Origin of the sequence: Stenotrophomonas sp. LGBM10 (genome assembly GCF_046736075.1) — a bacterium.
Taxonomy (GTDB): domain Bacteria; phylum Pseudomonadota; class Gammaproteobacteria; order Xanthomonadales; family Xanthomonadaceae; genus Stenotrophomonas.
Map to the genome: position 1 here is coordinate 4,221,246 of NZ_CP177163.1, position 18,818 is coordinate 4,240,063.

At 68.4% G+C, this 18,818-nt stretch carries 16 protein-coding genes; 7 read left to right on the plus strand and 9 right to left on the minus strand.

Features of this window, described 5'->3' with window-relative positions; genetic code table 11:
* The first annotated feature begins 4 nt into the window (after positions 1 to 4).
* The 3 genes from ACLB90_RS18640 to ACLB90_RS18650 are packed head-to-tail and all read left to right on the plus strand — an operon-like array spanning position 5 to position 4,867.
* A complete protein-coding gene (locus tag ACLB90_RS18640) occupies positions 5 to 1,000 on the plus strand; it encodes a carbohydrate kinase family protein (RefSeq protein WP_411850846.1) in 996 nt (331 codons plus the stop codon).
* The gene (locus ACLB90_RS18645) at positions 997 to 2,190 is read left to right on the plus strand and encodes an AGE family epimerase/isomerase (protein ID WP_411850847.1); all 1,194 of its coding nucleotides are present in this window, start codon (positions 997 to 999) and stop codon (positions 2,188 to 2,190) included. Before ACLB90_RS18640 ends, ACLB90_RS18645 begins: the two co-directional genes overlap by 4 nt.
* 25 nt (positions 2,191 to 2,215) lie before the next feature.
* Positions 2,216 to 4,867: a beta-mannosidase gene (locus ACLB90_RS18650; protein WP_411852798.1), complete on the plus strand. Its 2,652-nt coding sequence runs from the start codon at positions 2,216 to 2,218 to the stop codon at positions 4,865 to 4,867.
* 18 nt (positions 4,868 to 4,885) lie between these two features.
* On the opposite strand, the gene ACLB90_RS18655 is transcribed toward ACLB90_RS18650, so the two are convergent.
* The 6 genes from ACLB90_RS18655 to ACLB90_RS18680 form a co-directional block, all read right to left on the minus strand.
* Positions 4,886 to 5,170 (minus strand): hypothetical protein, encoded by a 285-nt coding sequence (locus tag ACLB90_RS18655; RefSeq protein WP_017355462.1) that lies wholly within the window; start codon positions 5,168 to 5,170, stop codon positions 4,886 to 4,888.
* Between the two features lie 36 nt (positions 5,171 to 5,206).
* Positions 5,207 to 5,905 (minus strand): acireductone synthase, encoded by a 699-nt coding sequence (mtnC, locus tag ACLB90_RS18660; RefSeq protein WP_411850848.1) that lies wholly within the window; start codon positions 5,903 to 5,905, stop codon positions 5,207 to 5,209.
* Positions 5,906 to 5,908: 3 nt separating this feature from the next.
* The gene (locus ACLB90_RS18665; RefSeq protein WP_411850849.1) at positions 5,909 to 6,472 is read right to left on the minus strand and encodes a 1,2-dihydroxy-3-keto-5-methylthiopentene dioxygenase; all 564 of its coding nucleotides are present in this window, start codon (positions 6,470 to 6,472) and stop codon (positions 5,909 to 5,911) included.
* A 156-nt stretch (positions 6,473 to 6,628) separates the two neighbouring features.
* Positions 6,629 to 7,267 (minus strand): methylthioribulose 1-phosphate dehydratase, encoded by a 639-nt coding sequence (locus tag ACLB90_RS18670; protein ID WP_411850850.1) that lies wholly within the window; start codon positions 7,265 to 7,267, stop codon positions 6,629 to 6,631.
* Positions 7,268 to 7,646: 379 nt separating this feature from the next.
* Positions 7,647 to 9,074, minus strand: coding sequence for an amino acid permease (locus tag ACLB90_RS18675; protein ID WP_136003982.1), 1,428 nt, complete (start codon positions 9,072 to 9,074; stop codon positions 7,647 to 7,649).
* A gap of 85 nt (positions 9,075 to 9,159) precedes the next feature.
* Entirely contained in the window at positions 9,160 to 10,638 is a 1,479-nt protein-coding gene (locus tag ACLB90_RS18680) for an amino acid permease (RefSeq protein ID WP_411850851.1), read from the minus strand.
* 184 nt (positions 10,639 to 10,822) lie between these two features.
* Here ACLB90_RS18680 and ACLB90_RS18685 point away from each other — a divergent pair, with 184 nt between their 5' ends.
* Positions 10,823 to 11,404, plus strand: coding sequence for an NUDIX hydrolase (locus ACLB90_RS18685; RefSeq protein WP_411850852.1), 582 nt, complete (start codon positions 10,823 to 10,825; stop codon positions 11,402 to 11,404).
* Positions 11,405 to 11,922: 518 nt separating this feature from the next.
* Here the strand turns inward: ACLB90_RS18685 and serA are convergent.
* On the minus strand, positions 11,923 to 13,164 hold the full coding sequence (gene serA, locus ACLB90_RS18690) for a phosphoglycerate dehydrogenase (protein ID WP_411850853.1): 1,242 nt from the start codon (positions 13,162 to 13,164) through the stop codon (positions 11,923 to 11,925).
* 179 nt (positions 13,165 to 13,343) lie between these two features.
* Between serA and ACLB90_RS18695 the strand changes: the two genes are divergently transcribed.
* The 3 genes from ACLB90_RS18695 to ACLB90_RS18705 are packed head-to-tail and all read left to right on the plus strand — an operon-like array spanning position 13,344 to position 16,908.
* Positions 13,344 to 14,732 (plus strand): FAD-binding oxidoreductase, encoded by a 1,389-nt coding sequence (locus ACLB90_RS18695; RefSeq protein ID WP_411850854.1) that lies wholly within the window; start codon positions 13,344 to 13,346, stop codon positions 14,730 to 14,732.
* A gap of 59 nt (positions 14,733 to 14,791) precedes the next feature.
* Complete coding sequence (locus tag ACLB90_RS18700; protein WP_411850855.1) at positions 14,792 to 15,088, plus strand: DUF2388 domain-containing protein; 297 nt, start codon at positions 14,792 to 14,794, stop codon at positions 15,086 to 15,088.
* Entirely contained in the window at positions 15,088 to 16,908 is a 1,821-nt protein-coding gene (locus tag ACLB90_RS18705) for a DUF4105 domain-containing protein (RefSeq protein ID WP_411850856.1), read from the plus strand. Before ACLB90_RS18700 ends, ACLB90_RS18705 begins: the two co-directional genes overlap by 1 nt.
* Here ACLB90_RS18705 and ACLB90_RS18710 read toward each other — a convergent pair.
* On the minus strand, positions 16,886 to 17,953 hold the full coding sequence (locus tag ACLB90_RS18710; RefSeq protein ID WP_411850857.1) for an ATP-binding protein: 1,068 nt from the start codon (positions 17,951 to 17,953) through the stop codon (positions 16,886 to 16,888). The genes ACLB90_RS18705 and ACLB90_RS18710 overlap by 23 nt on opposite strands.
* Complete coding sequence (locus ACLB90_RS18715; RefSeq protein WP_411850858.1) at positions 17,953 to 18,702, minus strand: response regulator; 750 nt, start codon at positions 18,700 to 18,702, stop codon at positions 17,953 to 17,955. Before ACLB90_RS18715 ends, ACLB90_RS18710 begins: the two co-directional genes overlap by 1 nt.
* Positions 18,703 to 18,818 lie beyond the last annotated feature (116 nt).

Here is an 18,818-nt window from a genome sequence, read left to right on the forward strand (position 1 = left end):
CACGATGTCCAAGATTGTTTGTTTCGGCGAGATTTTGATCGATCTACTCGCCCAGCCACCGGCCTCGCCGGATACCCCGCGCGCCTTCCTGCAGTACGCCGGCGGTGCCCCGGCCAACGTCGCGGTGGCTGCCGCGCGGCTGGGTGCCGATACGCACTTCGCCGGCATGCTGGGGCAGGACATGTTCGGCGACTTCCTGGCCGAGAGCCTGGCGAGCGCCGGCGTGGCCACCGACTGCATCGTGCGCACCGACGCGGCCAAGACCGCGCTGGCGTTCGTGGCGCTGGACGCCAGCGGCGAACGCAGCTTCAGCTTCTACCGTCCGCCGGCGGCGGATCTGCTGTTCCGCAGCGCGCACTTCCATCCCAACTGCTTTGAGGGCACGCGCAGCTTCCACGTCTGCTCCAACAGCCTGACCGAGGCCGACATCGCCGAGGCCACGCTGGACGGCATGCGCCGCGCGCGCGCGGCAGGGGCGATGGTCAGCATCGATCTGAACCTGCGTCCGGCCCTGTGGCCGGCAGGTGTGGACCCGCTGCCGCGCCTGTGGGAAGCGCTGCTGCTGGCCGATCTGGTCAAGCTCTCGCGGGAGGAACTGGATTACCTGGCCGTTGCGCAGGCCGGCGGTGGCGAGGCGGTGGTACAGCGCCTGCTGACCGCACAGGCCCAGGCCGTGGTGATCACCGATGGCGCCGCCCCGATCCGCTGGTTCACCCGCCACACGCAGGGCGTCCTCACCGGTTTCCGCGTGCAGACCGTTGACTCCACCGCCGCCGGCGACGCCTTCGTTGGCGGGCTGCTGTTTGGCATCGGTGAGCGCGGTGGTGATGGCAGCGCATTCGCAGCGTTCTGCCAGGACCCGGCCGCGCTCGTGGAGGCGATCCGCTTCGGTGCCGCCGTGGGCGCGCTTGCGGTCACCCGCAAGGGCGCGTTCGCGGCCATGCCCAGCCTCGATGAAGTCCAGCAACTGCTGCAGCAACAACAGGATGACGCCGCATGACCACGCCCATTCCGCCGCAACCCGATTTCCGTTCGCCTGACTTCCTGCGCGCCCACATCGCGCAGAGCATGGCGTTCTACCAGCCCAACGAAATCGACCCGAAGGGCGGTTTCTTCCATTACTTCCGTGACGACGGCAGCGTCTATGACGCCAGCCACCGCCATCTGGTCAGCAGCACGCGCTTCGTGTTCAACCACGCGATGGCGTACCGCGAGTTCGGCAACCCCGACGACCTCAAGGCGGTCGAGCACGGCATCCGCTTCCTGCGCGAGGTGCATCGCAACCCCGTCACGGGCGGCTATGCCTGGACCCTGCGCGATGGTGTCGTCGAGGATGCCACCAACCACTGCTACGGCGTGGCCTTCGTGCTGCTGGCCTACAGCTGCGCGCTGAAGGCAGGCATCGGCGAGGCGCGCGCCTGGATGGACGAAACCTGGACGCTGCTCGAAAGCCGTTTCTGGGAGCCCGCGTTTGGGCTGTACAAGGACGAGGCCGATGCGGACTGGACCTTCAGCGACTACCGCGGCCAGAACGCCAACATGCACATGTGCGAGGCGATGCTTGCCGCGTTCGAGGCGAGCGGCGAGCAACGCTATCTCGGTCGCGCGCTGCTGCTGGCCGACCACATGACGCGCCGCCAGGCCGCGCAGGCCGACGGTCTGGTCTGGGAACACTACGACCGGCAGTGGCAGATCGACTGGGACTACAACCGCGACAATCCCAAGCACCTGTTCCGCCCGTGGGGCTTCCAGCCCGGCCACCAGACCGAATGGGCCAAGCTGCTGCTGATCCTGGATCGGCACGTGCAGGCCGATTGGCTGGTGCCGACCGCGTGCCATCTGTTCGACACCGCCGTGGCCCGTTCCTGGGACGAAGAACGCGGTGGCCTGTACTACGGTTTTGCACCGGATGGCAGCGTCTGCGACGACGACAAGTATTTCTGGGTGCAGGCCGAATCGCTGGCCACCGCCGCCCTGCTGGCGGCGCGAACCGGTGATGACGCCTACTGGGCGTGGTACGACCGGCTGTGGGCCTATGCGTGGGCACACATGATCGACCATCGCTACGGTGCCTGGTACCGCATTCTGGATGCCGACAACCGCAAGTACAGCGACGAGAAGAGCCCGGCCGGCAAGACCGACTACCACACGATGGGCGCCTGCTACGAAGTGCTCAACGTGGTGCGTTGAAGAAAACAGGGAGCAGCACATGCGGATGCGTCGTTTCGGTCTGATCGTCGGGTCGCTGTTGCTGCTGCTGGGGGCGCTGCCGCTGTCGGCGGCGCCGCTGCAGGCGCAGTGGTCGTTCCGCCTGCTGCCCGGCGATGCCCGGCTGGCTGCGCATCCGCAACTGGCCGACTGGCGCACTGCGCAGGTGCCTGGTGCGGTGCACACCGATCTGCTGGCCCAGGGGCTGATCCCGGACCCCTACGTGGGCGCGCCGGAGGCAGGCCTGCAGTGGATCGGCCTGGCCGACTGGGAGTACCGCGGCCGCTTCGACGTGGATGCGGCCACCCTGGCCAGGGCGCATGCCGAACTTGCTTTCGAGGGTCTGGACACGTTCGCCACGGTCGAGCTCAACGGCGCGCCGCTGCTGCGGGCCGACAACAGCCACCGCACCTGGCGGGCGCGGGTGGACGGGCGGTTGCGCCCCACCGGCAATGAACTGCGGGTCGTGCTGCGCTCGCCGATCACCACGCTGCTGCCGGGCGTGCAGGCAATGCCCCATAAAATTGCCGGCAACTACCCATCGCCGTACGGGGACGAGCCCAAGGATGCGATGGTCGGCAACTTCGTGCGCAAGCCCGGGTACCACTTCGGCTGGGACTGGGGCCCGCGCTACGTCACCGCCGGCATCTGGCGCCCCGTGCAGCTGGAGAGCTGGGATGCGCAGCGTCTGACCGATCTGGCCGTGCATACGCGCAGCCTGGATGCGGACAAGGCCGAGCTGGACATCGCGGTGCAGGTGGAGAGCGCGGCTACCGGTACGGCGGCACTGCGCATTGAACTGATTGATCCGGACGGGCGCGTGCTGCGGCGTTTCGACCCGCGCGCCGTACTGCAGGCCGGCGACAACCGCGTGGCGGTGCCGGTGGTGCTGCCGGCGCCGCGCCGCTGGTGGCCGGTGGGGCAGGGCGAGCAGGCACGCTATACCGTGCGTGCCACCCTCGCGCCGGACACCGCGACGGCCCTGCGGATGGAGCGCCGCATCGGGCTGCGCACCGTGGAGCTGCGGCGCGAGGCCGACCGCACCGGCGGCCAGGGCTTTGCTTTCGTGATCAATGGCGTGCCGATCTTCGGCAAGGGCGCCAATGTGATTCCCTTCGACATGTTCCCGGCGCGGGTCGACCCGGCGCGCATCCGCCGCGAACTGACGGCCGCGCGCGACGCCAACATGAACATGCTGCGCAACTGGGGCGGCGGCTATTACGAAGACGACGCGTTCTTCGACATCGCCGATGAGCTGGGGCTGCTGGTCTGGCAGGACTTCATGTTCGGGGGCGGCATGCAGCCCGGTTACGATCCGGCGTTCCGGGCCAATGTGGTCGCCGAAGCGCGCGACAACGTGCGCCGCCTGCGCCACCACCCCAGCGTGGTGCTGTGGTGTGGCAACAACGAGGAAGAGACCGCCTGGAAAGACTGGGGCCACGGTCGCGACCTGACCGCAGCCGACCCGGCCTTCGCGGCGAAGGTCTGGCAGGGCTATGTCGATCTGTTCGGGCAGGATCTGCGCGAAGTGGTGGCCGAGGAAGGGCTGGGCGTGCCGTACTGGTCCAGCTCGCCCGGCAACGACCTGGACGAGAAGGCCAACGATTCCACCCGTGGCGACAAGCACTACTGGCAGGTCTGGGGCAATCCGGCGCTGCCGGTAACCGCCTATCTGCGCGAGACCCCGCGCTTCATGTCCGAATACGGGCTGCAGGCATGGCCGTCGCTGCGCACGCTGGACGGCATCATTCCCGCCGCCGAGCAGCGCGTGGACAGCCTGACCGTGCGCGCGCACCAGAAGTTCATGGCCGGGGAGGGCAACCAGCGCCTGCTCAAGTACATCGAGGAGGGCTACGGCACGCCGCGCGATTTCCCCACGTTCGTGTACCTCAGCCAGGTGATGCAGGCCGAGGGCATCGCGCTGGCCGCACTGCACCACCGCGCGTCGCGGCCGTACACGATGGGTTCGCTGTACTGGCAGCTCAACGATGTATGGCCGGGCGCGTCGTGGTCCAGCATCGATTACGCCGGCCGCTGGAAGGCACTGCATTTCCAGGCGCGCCGTTTCTTCGCCGACCACGCGGTGGCCGCGCTGCGTGACGACGACGGCACCACCCGGATCAGCCTGCTCAACGACCGCCGCGACGCGCTGGTGGGGCAGTGGCGGCTGCGGGTGATGGACCTCGATGGTCGCGTCCACACACGCCAGCAGCACGCCGTGACGGTGCCGCCGGGCGCGGCGCTGGAGGTGGCGCGGCTGGACGATGCGGCGCTGCTTGGCCAGGCCGATCCCCACCGCACCGTGGCCGTGGTCGAGCTGCTGGATGGCGGCGGCAAGGTGCTGTCGCAGGGCGTGGTGTACTTCGATGTGGCCAAGGCGCTGGCGCTGTCGCGGCCGCAGATCCACAGCGAACTGCAGCGCGACGGCGATGGCTACCGCCTGTCCGTGCGCAGCGACCGGCTGGCGCGTGCGGTGTGGATCGGGTTCGATGGGCTGGATGCGGTGCTGCAGGACAACGCGCTGACGCTGCTGCCCGGCGAAACCGTGCAGGTGAAGCTCACGGCAGACGCCGACCTGGCCACGCTGCGCCGCGCGTTGCGGGTGCAGTCGCTGGCCGATGCACTGGTGCCGCCGGCGGACCCCAGCGCCGCGCGTTGATCGCGCCGCCGCAGCGGCTTACATGCCGCTGCGGTTGACCACTTCGATGCCGTTGACCAGCACGCGGAAGCGCTGTTCGCGGAAGGCAGCGAACAGGATCGAGCGGGTTTTTTCCACGATCACCTCCTGGCCGGCGATGCGCCGCAGCCAGGACTGGGTGGTGGTGAAGGAAAAATGCGTGCCCGGGTGGGCAGGGTGCTGCACCCACACCGTTTCATCGGCGCTGACCAGCTTCATCCCGCCCCAGAACCAGTCGCGGGTGAGCTTGACCGGCGTGGTGCCGACCATGAAATCGATGTCCATCTCGGGTGTTCTCCGTACAGGGGCAGGCAGCTCGGCTCAGAGCGCGATCTGCTGGAAGTTCTCGGCGCGCTCGTGGCCGTGGGTGGCCTCGCCGCTGCGCGGCATCGGGTAGTCGTCCAGACGGTCGAGCAGGCGGGTCTGCAGGCCGGCGTCGCGCGCCGCGTCCAGCTCCTCGACCACATCGGACAGGAACACGATCTGACCGGCGGGCACGCCGATCGCTTCGACGATGCGGCGGTAGCTGTCCGCCTCGCGCTTGCCGCCCACTTCGGTGTCGAACCAGCCCGACACCAGGCCGGTCAGGTCGCCGGCCTCGCTGAACCCGAAGAACTGCTTCTGCGCCGGCACCGAGCCGGAGGAGTACACGTACAGCGGCTTGCCTTCGGCGTGCCAGCCCTTCAGCACGGCCGCCACCTCGGGGTAGAAGTGGGCCTTGTAATCGCCGTTGCGGTAGCCGCTCTCCCAGATCATGCCCTGCAGCGCCTTGAGCGCGGTGTGCTTGCGATCCTGGTCGATCCAGCCCTGCAGCGTTTCCACGATCAGGCTGTCCTGGCAGGCGCCGCCGATCTCCACCGCCACCGCATCCAGCCAGCGACGCACCTCCGGTTGCTGGCCGTGCTCGGCCACGAACGCCGGCAGCGCCTGGCGCGCATACGGGAACAGCACGTTCTTGACGAACGAAATGCTGCTGGTGGTGCCTTCGATGTCGGTGAGGATGACGGTGGGGTGGGGCATGGGTCAGTCGGCCTGGTGCTGTGCGGGGTGGTAACGCGGGAACTGCTGGGCGATGTCGCTGCCGGTGAAGTGGCCGACCCAGCCGTCCGGCTCGGTGAAGAAGCGGATCGCCACGAAGCTCGGCTCCTCGCCCATGTCGAACCAGTGGGTGATGCCGTCGGGCACGGCGATCAGGTCGTCCTTGACGCACTCGATCTCGTACACCTTGCCGTCCACGTGCAGGGTGAACAGGCCGGAGCCGGCAACGAAGAAGCGCACCTCGTCTTCCTTGTGGAAGTGTTCGTCGAGGAACTTCTTCCGCAGTTCGGCGCGGTTGGGGTTGTCCGGCGCGATCGAGGCCACGTCCACGCTCTTGAAGCCGTGGGTGGCGACCAGGCGGTCGATGTCGGCCTTGTAGGCGGCAAAGACCTCGTCCTGGCTGGCGCCCGGCGCAACATCCTGGGTGGCCTGCCAGCGTTCGAAGGTGACGCCGATCTTCGTCAGTTCGGCGGCGATCGCGGCACCGTCGCGGCTGTCGAACAGCGGCGCGTCGGGGGCGTTGTCATCAAATATGCGGAGTCGGCTCATGGCGGCAGCTTGAACGGCGGTGGGGGGCAACAGTGTGTAGTGCCGGGCGCTGCCCGGCAACCCGACACCCTGTCCTGGAACTCAGTATCCCGGCCGCCGCACCGGTAGCGCCGGTCGCTGGCCGGCCCAGGCGGTGCCCGGGCGACGCGGCGTCGATCAGGACCCGCGCAGCTTGCGCAGTTCCAGTTCGCAGTGCAGCAGGAACTCGAAGGCTTCCAGGTGGCGGCGCGCCTCGGGCATGTCGCGGCCCCAGGCGTACAGGCCGTGCCCGTCGATCAGGTAGCCCCACAGGCACTGCCGGTCCAGCAGGTCCTCGACCTGGGCGGAGAGCTCGTCCATGTTCTGGGTATTGGCGAACACCGGCACGTCGATGGCCATGTCGTGGGTGCTGTTGCCGTGGAAGGCCTTCAGCAGTTCGTAGCCTTCCAGGCGGATGTGGCCCTGCGGCGCGTACAGACGCGAGGCGACGGTCTGCACCGGCGAGTGGGTGTGCAGCACGCAGCCGATCTCCGGAAAACGGCGATACAGCTGCGTGTGCAGCAGGGTCTCGGCGGAGGGCCGCAGCGGGCGACCGACGGCCTTGCCGTCGAAGTCCACCACCATGATGTCGTCCTCCACCAGCCGCCCCTTGTCCTTGCCGGACACGGTGATCGCCGCGTGGCGGTCATCCAGGCGGTGGGAGAAGTTGCTGCTGGTGGCCGGGGTCCAGCCGGCCTGGGCCAGCTCGCGGACGTTGTCGATCAGCAGCTGGGCCAGTTCGCCCAGGCGCGCGGTGTCGTAGGGGGTGTTGTTCATGCCGGCATTTTAGCGGCGTGGAGCGTTAAAAGCAGGCTATTCGTGCTGGGTCGGGCGGGGCAGGGTTTGTGGGGGACGCCGCACCCCCACAAACCCTACCCCGCCCGCCCCGGACGTACTGAGGCGAGTGCCGGCACGTTTTTTTTGGGGGGGGAGGTAGAGCCGGCTGCCAGCCGGCTGCTGGGCGTGGCGACCAATGGTCGCCACCCACCAGATCTCCAGCTTTCGACCCGATCTCCAGCTTTCCACCAGAAACCCAGTTTTTTCTCACGGCGTCCCCCGCGATTCCATACCGCCCCGCCAAACCGACGCCAACCGTCAAGCCAATGCTCTGGCTCTGGCTGGCGCCGGGCCGCAGGCCCGGCATTCCCTCTTCCCCTTACTTCCCGCGCAGGCGGCTGTGGCGGAAGCCGTAGAAGAAGTAGATGGCGAAGCCCAGCGCCGTCCAGACGCCCATCAGCATCCAGTTGTGTGCCGTCATCGCGGTCAGCAGGGCGATGCAGCTCAGCACGCCCAGGCTGCAGATCAGCCATGCCATCGGCATGCGGAACGGGCGCGGCAGGTCCGGCTGGGTGCGGCGAAGGATCAGTACGCCCGCGCAGACCGCTGCGAACGCGATCAGCGTGCCCATCGAGGTCAGCTCACCCAGGATGTCCAGCGGGAACAGGGCCGCCAGCAGGGCGATGCCGATGCCGGTGATCACCGTATTGATGTGCGGGGTGCGGTAGGTCGGGTGGATCTTGGTGAACACCGGCGGCAGCAGGCCGTCGCGGCCCATGATCATGAAGATGCGCGGCTGCCCGATGATCATCACCAGCACCACCGACGACAGGCCGATCAGCGCGCCGATCTCCACGATGATCCGCAGCCAGCCCAGTTGCGGGTGCGCGGCAACCGCGGTCACCACCGGCTCGTCGGTGCCCAGCAGCGGGTAGGGCACCAGCCCGGTCATGACGGCGGCCATTGCGATGTACAGCACCGTGCAGATCACCAGCGACAGCAGCATGCCGATCGGCATGTCGCGCTGGGGCCGGTGCGATTCCTGCGCGGCCACCGACACCGCCTCGAAGCCGATGTAGGCGAAGAACACCATCGCCGCGCCCCGCAGCACGCCTTCGAAGCCGTACTTGCCCGGCCCTTCGTTGTCGGGGATGAACGGGGTCCAGTTGGCCGGGTCCACGTACTTCCAGCCGGCGATGATCACCAGCACGATCAGCCCGGTCTTGAGCACCACCATCGCCATGTTCATCGCCGAGGACTTGCTGATGCCCACGTAGCACAGCCAGGTGAGCAGCAGCACCAGGATCGCCGCCGGCAGGTTGGCGATCGCGCCGGTCGGCCGCAGTTGGGCGTCCAGCGGCGCGCTGACCAGCGCCGCGGGCAGATGGATGTCGAAATGACTGAGCAGGCTCAGGAAGTAGCCGGTCCAGCTCACCGCCACCGCCGAGGCGGAAACGCCGTATTCCAGCACCAGCATCCAGCCGATGAACCAGGCCGACAGTTCGCCGAAGGTGGCATAGGTATAGGTGTAGGCGCTGCCGGACACCGGCACCATCGCGGCGAACTCGGCGTAGGCCATCGCGCAGAACGCGCAGCAGATCGCGGCCAGCACGAACGACAGCATGATCGCCGGGCCGGCGTGGTTGGCTGCCGCCTGGCCGGTGATCACGAAAATGCCGCCGCCGATCACCGCGCCGATGCCCAGCGCGGTCAGGCCCCACGGGCCGAGGGTGCGGCGCAGGCTCAGGCCATTGGCGTCTTCATGGGCGGCGTGCGGATGCTTGGTGGCCCACAGTTGCTTGAACATGGTGTTGGGTGTCTTGGTTGGCGCGGCAGTACGCGCGCGATGGAGCAGAAACGACCGGGCCGGCACTGGGCCGGCCCGGCAGCGATCAGGCGGAGGGCTTGTTCAGCTTGCTGTTGCGGATGCCGTAGCCGAAGTAGATGCACAGGCCCAGCAGCGTCCAGCCCACGAACAGGTGCCAGTGCACCACGAACGCCTGCCAGAAGAGGAACAGGCAGGCCAGCGCGCCCAGCGGGCAGATCACCCAGACCAGCGGTACGCGGAACGGACGTGGCAGCTCCGGGCGCGTGTAACGCAGGATCAGCACGCCGACGCAGACCGTGGCAAAGGCCAGCAGCGTGCCCATCGACACCAGCTCGCCGAGCACGTTCAGCGGCACCATGCCGGCGAGCGCTGCCGCGACCACACCCACGATCACGGTGCTCCAGTAGGGCGTACGGAAGCGGGTATGGACCTTGCCGAAGATCTTCGGCAGGAGGCCGTCGCGGGAAATGGTGTAGGCGATGCGGGTCTGGCCCATCATCATCACCAGCACCACCGAGGACAGGCCGGCGATGGCCCCGATCTCGACGGCGGTCTTCAGCCAGGACAGCGTGGGATAGGGCTCCAGCGCGGTGGCAACAGGCTTGTCGGTGCCGAGCAGGTGGTACGGCATCATGCCGGTCAGCACCGCACACACGATGATGTAGACGATGGTGCACACCGCCAGCGAACCCAACAGGCCGATCGGCATGTTGCGCTGCGGGTCCTTGGTCTCGCCGGCAGCGGTGGAGACCGCATCGAAGCCGATGTAGGCGAAGAACACGATGGTTGCCGCGCGGAACACGCCGCTCCAGCCGAACTCGCCGGACACGCCGGTGTTCTCCGGGATGAAGGGATGCCAGTTGGCCGGGTCCAGGTGCGCTGCGCCGAAGCCGATGAACAGGCAGATCACGGTGACCTTGATCGCCACGATGATCGCATTGACGAACGCCGACTGGGTCACGCCGACGTACAGCAGGCCCGTCACGGCCGCCACGATAAGCACCGCCGGCAGGTTGAACAGCTTGCCCGACGCAATGAACTCGTGCCCGGTCCAGGCGATGGGTGCCGCGCTGAGCGCGTCGGGGAACGGCATGTGCAGTGTGGTTGTGATGAAGCTGATCAGATACGCCGACCAGCCAACCGCGACCGAGGCCGAGGCAAACAGGTACTCCAGCACCAGGCACCAGCCGATGAACCACGCCATGCCTTCGCCCAAGGTGGCGTAGGAGTAGGAATAGGCGCTGCCGGAAACCGGCATCATCGCCGCGAACTCGGCATAGCACAGGCCGGCCAGCGCGCAGGCGAAGCCGGCAATTACGAACGACAGCATCACGGCCGGGCCCGCATGGTTGGCGGCGGCCTGGCCTGTAAGCACGAAGATACCGGCGCCGATCACCGCGCCGATGCCGAGCATGATGAGGTGTTTGGCTGTGAGGGTCCGTTTCAGTGTGGGCTCGCCGTCCAGGCTGCCTTCGATGGGCTCGCCGGCATCGACGTGCGGTGCCGGTGCGACCGGTTTGACCCTCAACAGAGACTTCAGCATGCAGTGCTTCCCTAAGTGAACAAAGGTGAGGTGCGCGGTACATTGCCGCGCCCCCTGATGGCGACTGGGCGCCCCTGCGGTGCGGGGCCCGCTGTACCTTAGCCAAAGCTGAAGCCTGCGCACAAGCTCAAATGCAGCATGGGCGCGAGATAATCGGCAGATTCCGTCCCATCCCCGGTCCACCATGTCGCTGAACCCTGAATCCGTTGTGGTTGCTGACGCCGCGCTGCGCGGCCAACTGACTGATTACGCACGCCGGCACCCGGAACACGCCGCACTGGCTGCCGAATTCAGCACATTGCTGGATGACCCCGAAAACCCCTTCCTGCGCGAGCGGCTGGCCGGCCACTTCACCGGCAGCGCCTGGCTGGTCAGCGCCGACGGGCAACGCGTGCTGCTCACCCATCACCGCAAGCTGGACCGCTGGCTGCAGCTGGGTGGGCACGCCGACGGCGAGCGCGACTTGGGTCAGGTGGCGCTGAAGGAAGCCGAGGAAGAGTCCGGCCTGAGTGCGCTGGTGCTGGAAGATGGCGTGCTGTTCGACATCGACAAGCACTGGATTCCGGAACGGAAGGACGTGCCGGGGCACTGGCACTACGACGCCCGCTACGTGGTGCGGGCGCTGGGCAGCGAACAGTTCGCGGTCAGCGAGGAGTCGCTGGCGTTGGCCTGGCGCGACATCTGTGACGTGGCCGCTGCGGTGATCGAAACCCCGGACGGCGACGACTCCCTGCCGCGCATGGCCAAGCGCTGGCTGGCGCGGTAACGCCGGGCCGGGCCCGGCTGGGGGCGCGCGCCTGGAATTGCCGGCAACCTCGCACAGGCGCGCTGCCGCTCGCCTGGATTGCGGTGCGCTCCGTAGAGCCGGGCTCTGCCCGGCTGCTGTTGACCGGACGCGGGGACAACAGCGGCAGCCGGGTAGAACCCGGCTCTACGCTGGCGGTGGCCCCGCGCGGCCGCAGGCCCGCAATTGCCGGCGGCCCCGCGCGGTCGCACGCAATGAATTGCCGGCAACCTCGCGCGGTCGCACGCCTGGATTGCGGTGCGCTCCGTAGAGCCGGGCTCTGCCCGGCTGCTGTTGACCGTACGCGGGGACAACACCGGCAGCCGGGTAGAACCCGGCTCTACGCGGGTTGCGACCCCGCGCGGCCGCGGTGCCGCTCGCCTGAATCGCGGTGGACTCCGTAGAGCCGGGCTCTGCCCGGCTGCTGTTGACCGGACGCGTGGGCAACACCGGCAGCCGGGTAGAACCCGGCTCTACGCGGGCTGCGACCCCGCGCGGCGTCAGTACAGCACGCGGGTGCGCAGGGTGCCTGGAATCGCCGCGAGCTCTTCGCGTACGGCGCCGGCCTGTTCTTCGCTGGCGGTGATGTCGATCACCACGTAACCCACCTTGGAATCGGTGCGCAGGAACTGGCCGTCGATGTTGACGTTGTGGCGCGAGAAGATCTCGTTGACCTTGGACAGCACGCCCGGCACGTTCTGGTGGATGTGCAGCAGGCGCAGGCTGTCGGCGTGCTCGGGCAGGGTCGCCTCGGGGAAGTTGACCGCCGACAGGGTGCTGCCGTTGTCGCTGTAGCGCACCAGTTTGGCCGCCACTTCCACGCCGATGTTGTCCTGCGCCTCCAGCGTGCTGCCGCCCACGTGCGGGGTCAGGATCACGTTGTCGTGCGCGGTCAGCGGCGACACGAATGCATCGCCGTTGCCCTTGGGCTCAACCGGGAACACGTCCAGCGCCGCGCCGCCGATGTGGCCGCTGCGCAGCGCCGCGTCCAGCGCGTCGATGTCGACCACGGTGCCGCGTGCAGCATTGATCAGGTGCGCGCCAGGGCGCATCCGGGCCAGCTGGTCGGCGCCGATCAGCCACTGCGTGGCGGGCGTTTCCGGCACGTGCACGGTCACGATGTCGGCGCGCGCCAGCAGGTCGTCCAGGTCGATCGCCGCGCGGGCATTGCCCAGCGACAGCTTGGTTTCGATGTCATGGAAGATCACCTGCATGCCCATCGCCTCGGCCATCACGCCGACCTGGGTGCCGATGTGGCCGTAGCCGATGATGCCCAGCGTCTTGCCACGCACTTCGTGGCTGCCGGCGGCTGATTTGGACCAGCCGCCCCGATGGCACTCGGCATTCTTCTGCGGAATGCCGCGGGTCAGCATGATCGCCTCGGCGATCACCAGCTCGGCCACGCTGCGGGTGTTGGAGTAGGGCGCGTTGAACACCGGAATGCCGGCCAGCTCGGCCGCCTCAAGGTCCACCTGGTTGGTGCCGATGCAGAAGCAGCCCACCGCCATCAGGCGCTTGGCATGGGCCAGCACCTCGGCGCTGAGCTGGGTGCGCGAGCGGATGCCGACGATATGCGCTTCGGCGATGCGCGCCTTCAGTTCGTCCTCGGGCAGCGCCTTGGCGTGCAGTTCGATCTGCGAATAGCCGGCGGCGCTGAACACGTCGATCGCGGTCTGGCTTACCCCCTCCAGCAACAGCACGCGGATATCCTGCTTCGGGAACGAGGTCTTCTTCGGCGACATGGGCGAGCGGCAGCATGTAGGACGGGAGCCCGCAACTATGCCAGAACCCGGGTGCGATTGTGCAGTGCGCCAAAAGGGTGTCGCGATGGTTTCAGATGCACCTATCGCGCGGGCGGGGGCGCAGTCGGCAGCGGGCGGTCTGCTACCCTTTTGGGCTTCCCTCGTTCCGTGCCCACGCCATGACCGACCCGCGCATCTCTTCCCTGTTGCAGGACTGCCCCGGGCTGCGGCTCAAGACCGATGCGGCCGATCTGGAACACTACGGGCGCGACTGGACCCGGCGCTGGGTGCCGGCGCCGCTGGCGATCGCCCTGCCGGGCAGTGTTGAGGAGGTGCAGGCGATCATGCGCTGGGCCTCGGCGCAGCAGGTGGCGGTGGTGCCGTCGGGCGGCCGCACCGGTCTGTCCGGGGGCGCAGTGGCGGCCAACGGCGAGCTGGTGCTCAGCCTGGAACGCATGAACAAGGCGCTGTCCTTCGACGCGGTGGATCGCACGCTCACCGTCCAGGCCGGCATGGCGCTGGAAGCGGTGCACAACGCGGCCCAGGAGCACGGCCTGATCTACCCGGTGGACTTCGCCGCGCGCGGTTCGTGCTCGATTGGCGGCAACATCGCCACCAATGCGGGCGGCATCCGGGTGATCCGTTACGGCAACACCCGCGAATGGATCGCCGGCCTCACGGTGGTCACCGCCGACGGCCAGCTGCTCGAACTCAACAAGGGCCTGATCAAGAACTCCAGCGGCTACGACTTCCGCCAGTTGTTGATCGCATCGGAGGGCACGCTGGGCGTGATCGTCGAGGCGACCCTCAAGCTCACCGATCCGCCGCCGGCCAGCAACGTGATGCTGCTGGCGCTGCCGAGTTTCGAGGTGCTGATGCAGGTGTTCGCGGCGTTCCGCGAGCGCATGCAGCTGCAGGCGTTCGAGTTCTTCACCGACCGCGCGCTCGAACACGTGTTGGCGCATGGTGCGCAGGCGCCGTTCGCCGAGGTGCATCCGTTCTACGTGGTCACCGAGTTCGCCGCCGGCGACGAGGCGCAGGAAGCGGCGGCAATGGCCGCGTTCGAGCAGTGCATGGAGCAGGGCTGGGTCAGCGATGGCGTGGTCAGCCAGAGTGAGGCGCAGGCTGCACAGCTGTGGCGCCTGCGCGAGGGCATCACCGAGTCGGTGGCGCGCTACAAGCCGTACAAGAACGATGTGTCGGTGCGGATCTCGGCGATGCCGGCCTTCATGGCCGAAACGCAGGCCCTGATCGGCCAGGCGTATCCGCATTTCGACGTGGTCTGGTTCGGTCACATCGGCGACGGCAACCTGCATATCAACGTGCTCAAGCCAGACGCGACCGCCGATGCGGAATTCCTGACCCAGTGCGAACACGTGACCAAGCTGCTGGCCCAGGTGCTGGCCCGCTTCAATGGCAGCATTTCGGCCGAGCACGGCATCGGGCTGGTCAAGAAGGGCTACCTGGACAGTACCCGCAGCGCGCCGGAAATCGCGCTGATGAAGGCGGTCAAACGTGCGTTTGATCCCCAAGGGCTGCTGAATCCGGGCAAGGTATTCGACCTCTGACGCGCGACAGATCTTCACGCAGCCTATACGCTCTGCGTTTTCCTACGCGAACGACCCTGATGATGCGTCCGATCCTGCTTCTCGCCGTTCTTGCCCTGCCGCTGTCGGCGCTGGCCTCCAGTTTCGCCGGCAGCTCCGCCGGTTCGGCGTCCGGTGCCTCGTCGGCCGGCTCGTCCAGCTCGAGCGACGACAAGGTCGTGCTGGATGCCCGCGACGATGCCGCGGCCTTCGTCGCCAGCGACGGCGCCATCCGTGGCGCGCGCCTGGAAGCGGCGCTGCTGCACGTGCGCGAGCGCGATGCCACGCAGCGTCAGGTCAGCGACCTGGCGCTGGCCAAGGCCCTGCTGGCACGCTGATGCCCCGCGCACGTGGTCCGGCCCGCCGCTGGCGTTGGGCGGTCCTGACCGCGTTGCTGCTCGCGCCGCTGGCCCAGGCGGCGCTGCAGCTGGACCTCGACCCGCAGGGCCTGGATGCCCGGCAGACGACGGCGGCCGAACGTGTTCTGGCAGCGGTACAGGCGCGGCTGCCTGCCGACTGGCAGGCCCGCTTCGATGCGCCGGTGCCGGTGCGCTGGTCGGACACGCTGCCGGACCGCGTGCACGGCCGTGCGCGCAGCGGCGCGATCACGCTGAGGCGTTCGCTGCTCGACGCGGTGCAGGACGGCCAGCCGCTGCCGCGCGCCGTACAGGCGGCGCTGATCCATGAGCTCACCCACGTGCTGGACCGCGCCGATGCCGGTGGCTGGTCGAGCAGCGCGCGCTGGCGCGACCTGGCCGGCTGGCAGCAGCGGCCGTGGCGATGGGGGCGAACCGGCAATCATTTCAGTGCGCGCAGCCCCGACGCCTACGAGCGCGCCAGCCCGGCCGAGTTCCTGGCGGTGAACGCCGAGCACTATCTGCTGGATCCGGACTATGCGTGCCGACGCCCCGCGCTTCAGGCCTGGTTTGCCGAACACCTGGGGCCCACCGGCGACGCGCCCGAGTGCGATGTGCGGCTGCCGCTGGTGCAGGCCGACGACGCCACGGGTGCGGCATCGCTGCTGGAACTGGACCCCGCGCGCATCTACGCGGTGGACTACCTGCTGGCCGAAGGCAATGACCAGCTGATGAGCCGCTGGGGCCACAGCATGCTGCGGCTGGTGGTGTGCGCACCCGGCCGTGCGCCGGGCCCGGCATGTCGCATGGATCTGTCGTATCACCGCGTGCTGTCGTTCCGCGCGTTCGTGGGCGACGTGCAGATCTCCAGCTGGCGCGGATTGACCGGCTCGTATCCCTCGCGTCTGTTCGTGCTGCCGCTCAACCAGGTGGTCAACGAATACACCCAGCTCGAACTGCGTGGCCTGTCTTCGGTGCCGCTGCGGCTGGACCGCGAGGAGATCGCCACGCTGCTCGAACGGGTCGCGCAGGTGCACTGGAGCTACGACGGCCGCTACCTGTTCGTGAGCAACAACTGCGCGGTGGAGACCGGCAAGCTGCTGCAGGAGGGCGTGCCGCGGCTGGCGTCGCCGGGGCTGAACCGGATCACGCCGCACGGCGTGCTGACCCGGCTGGAACGGCAGGGCCTGGCCGACCGTTCGGTGCTGGACGACCGTGCGGCGGCCACCCGCAACGGGTATTACTTCGCCTCCGCGCAGACGCACTACCAGCAGTTGTTCGACGTGGCGCGGCAGGAGCTGCCGTTGGACACCGATGCGGTTGCCGCGTGGTTGCAGCGCCCGGCGAGCGAGCGCGCCCGCTGGGTTGAACAGGGCGGGCTGCGTGCCACCTCCGCGCTGTTGCTGCTGGAACAGGCGGCGCGCCATCGCGAGGAGCTGCGCGCCCGCGACCGGCTGAAACACACGTTGGGCCGTTCTGGCGAGGGCATCGACGCCGCCCGCGACACCCTGCTTGCACTGCTCCGCGACACCGGCCAGTTGGTCAGCCCGGCGGCACTGCTGGATGACGGCGGCTATGGGCTCCCGATGGCGGCCGAACGCGCCGACGCAGGCGCCGCCGCGGCACGCATCAGCGCCCGCGGCGTACCGGCGTGGACCGCGCTGCAGCAGCAGATGCGCGCGCGGTTGCCGCCGGCGCAGCAGCGCGAGCTCGATACCATCGATGACAGCCTGGCGCGCCTGGGCAACCGGATGCGCCGGTTGGCGCAGGCCGAAACCGCTACTGACGCGGCAACGCGATGACGAACCGGGCACCGCCGAGCGTGCTCGCGGTGCACCAGACCTGGCCGCCATGCGCATCGGCAATGGCCTTGACCACGGCCAGGCCCAGCCCGCTGCCGCCGCGCTGGCGCGAGCGCGAGCCATCGCCGCGCATGAAGGGGTCGAAGATGTGCGCGCTCAGTGCCGGGTCGATGCCGGGGCCCTCGTCGTCAACGGCGATCTCCACATGGGTGGCGGTGTCATGCACGGCGATGCGCACGCGCCCAGGTGTGGCGTAGCGGCGGGCGTTCTCCAGCAGGGCCATCAGGGCCTGGCGGACCCGGGTCGGATCGCAATGGGCGGGGTGTTCATCGCGCGAGGTTTCCAGCTCCAGCACGAACCCGCCGCTGCGGAAGCCCGGATCGACCAGCGTCATCACCGAGTGCACCTCCTGCACCACGTCGCTGCGTGCGCGGCGCACGTCCAGCCGCGCGCTGTCGGCCAGGCTCAGCACGCGCAGATCCTCGATCAGCCGCGACAGCCCTTCGACCTGCGACAGCAGGCTGCGGAACTGCGATTCGTCGGGCGCGAACACGCCCTCGGCGAGCCCCTGCAGGCGGCCACGCAGAATGGTCACCGGGGTGCGCAGTTCGTGCGCGATCGCCGCGTGCCACATGACCCGGTCGGCATCCATGTTCTGCAGCCGTCGCGCCATCGCGTTGAAGTCGTCCACCAGCAGGGCCACCTCGCCAAGCGAGTGGTCGCTGGCGGCGGCGCGCGCGCCGAGGTCGCCGTTGGCGAGGCGGCGGATGCTGTCCACCACCGAGTTGAGCGGCGCCAGGATGCGCTGCGACAGCCGCACCGACGCGGCGATCGCCAGCCCCAGGCCGAGCAGCGTCACCCCCGCCATCCACACCAGTTCGGGGCCACTGGGTACCCAGCTCGCCGGTTCCTCGGTGGCGCCCGGATAGAAGGTCACCAGGATGGCGTACAGCACGTACGAGCTGAGGATCACCATCACGATCACCGACAGCGCCATCAGCGACATCGAGACCACGATGTGCCGGCTCAGCCCGGAGCCGCGCATCAGCGGTCCGCCGCCAGGCGGTAGCCGACACCGCGCACGCTGGCCGGCACGTTCTCCAGCCCGACCTCGTCGAGCTTGCGGCGCAGCTTGCTGACATGGCTGTCCACGGTACGTTCCAGGGCTTCGCTCTCCGGCAGGCATTCGTGCATCAGTTCGCTGCGGCTGAAGATGCGCAGTGGCGCCAGGGCCATGCAGTGCAGCAGTTTGAACTCGGTGAGCGTGAGCAGCAGTTCGTGGCTGTAGCCGTCGCCTTCCACATGCACCTGGTGGTTCTCTGCATCGATGACCAGATTGGCCACGCGCAGGACGCCGGACGCGCCAGCCGGGCGCTGGTTGAGGGTGCGCCGCAGCACCGCGCGCACACGCGCGGCCACCTCGGCGGGATTGAACGGTTTGACCACATAGTCGTCGGCGCCCATGCGCAGCGCGGTCAGCTTGTCCAGATCCTGGTCCAGCGCGGTCAGCATGATCACCGGGGTATCGCCGCGCTGGCGCAGCGTGTTGAGTACCGTCCAGCCATCCATGCCGGGCATCTGCACATCGAGCAGGATCAGGTCCGGACGTGCGCTGCGGTGCAGCGCCAGGGCGTTCAGCCCATCCTGCGCGCGCAGCGTGCGCAGGCCTTCGCGTTCCAGGTAGGCGGCCACGATATCGGCGATTTCCGGCTCGTCTTCGACGATCAGGACCAGCGCGTGGAGGGAGCGGTCCCAGCGCGCGGCGCTGGCGCTGGGTGGATCGGTGGCGTGCATGCGGGCAGGGCCGGAAGGTGCTTAGCGCTCCATCGTATCTCCACATTTCCTCCATCGAAACCCCACGTGCCCCGCGCAGACTTCACCATTCATGATTCCAGCCGGTGATCCGGCCC

What these genes read in the sequence shown, in the direction of transcription:
- ACLB90_RS18640 (WP_411850846.1), top strand. Translation starts at nt 5, where the DNA reads ATGTCCAAGATTGTTTGTTTCGGCGAGATTTTGATCGATCTACTCGCC.
- ACLB90_RS18695 (WP_411850854.1), top strand. Translation starts at nt 13,344, where the DNA reads ATGACCGACCCGCGCATCTCTTCCCTGTTGCAGGACTGCCCCGGGCTG.
- ACLB90_RS18670 (WP_411850850.1), bottom strand. Translation starts at nt 7,267, where the DNA reads ATGAACAACACCCCCTACGACACCGCGCGCCTGGGCGAACTGGCCCAG.
- ACLB90_RS18675 (WP_136003982.1), bottom strand. Translation starts at nt 9,074, where the DNA reads ATGTTCAAGCAACTGTGGGCCACCAAGCATCCGCACGCCGCCCATGAA.
- ACLB90_RS18700 (WP_411850855.1), top strand. Translation starts at nt 14,792, where the DNA reads ATGATGCGTCCGATCCTGCTTCTCGCCGTTCTTGCCCTGCCGCTGTCG.
- mtnC (WP_411850848.1), bottom strand. Translation starts at nt 5,905, where the DNA reads ATGCCCCACCCCACCGTCATCCTCACCGACATCGAAGGCACCACCAGC.
- ACLB90_RS18680 (WP_411850851.1), bottom strand. Translation starts at nt 10,638, where the DNA reads ATGCTGAAGTCTCTGTTGAGGGTCAAACCGGTCGCACCGGCACCGCAC.
- ACLB90_RS18650 (WP_411852798.1), top strand. Translation starts at nt 2,216, where the DNA reads ATGCGTCGTTTCGGTCTGATCGTCGGGTCGCTGTTGCTGCTGCTGGGG.
- ACLB90_RS18705 (WP_411850856.1), top strand. Translation starts at nt 15,088, where the DNA reads ATGCCCCGCGCACGTGGTCCGGCCCGCCGCTGGCGTTGGGCGGTCCTG.
- serA (WP_411850853.1), bottom strand. Translation starts at nt 13,164, where the DNA reads ATGTCGCCGAAGAAGACCTCGTTCCCGAAGCAGGATATCCGCGTGCTG.
- ACLB90_RS18685 (WP_411850852.1), top strand. Translation starts at nt 10,823, where the DNA reads ATGTCGCTGAACCCTGAATCCGTTGTGGTTGCTGACGCCGCGCTGCGC.
- ACLB90_RS18710 (WP_411850857.1), bottom strand. Translation starts at nt 17,953, where the DNA reads ATGCGCGGCTCCGGGCTGAGCCGGCACATCGTGGTCTCGATGTCGCTG.
- ACLB90_RS18645 (WP_411850847.1), top strand. Translation starts at nt 997, where the DNA reads ATGACCACGCCCATTCCGCCGCAACCCGATTTCCGTTCGCCTGACTTC.
- ACLB90_RS18665 (WP_411850849.1), bottom strand. Translation starts at nt 6,472, where the DNA reads ATGAGCCGACTCCGCATATTTGATGACAACGCCCCCGACGCGCCGCTG.
- ACLB90_RS18715 (WP_411850858.1), bottom strand. Translation starts at nt 18,702, where the DNA reads ATGCACGCCACCGATCCACCCAGCGCCAGCGCCGCGCGCTGGGACCGC.
- ACLB90_RS18655 (WP_017355462.1), bottom strand. Translation starts at nt 5,170, where the DNA reads ATGGACATCGATTTCATGGTCGGCACCACGCCGGTCAAGCTCACCCGC.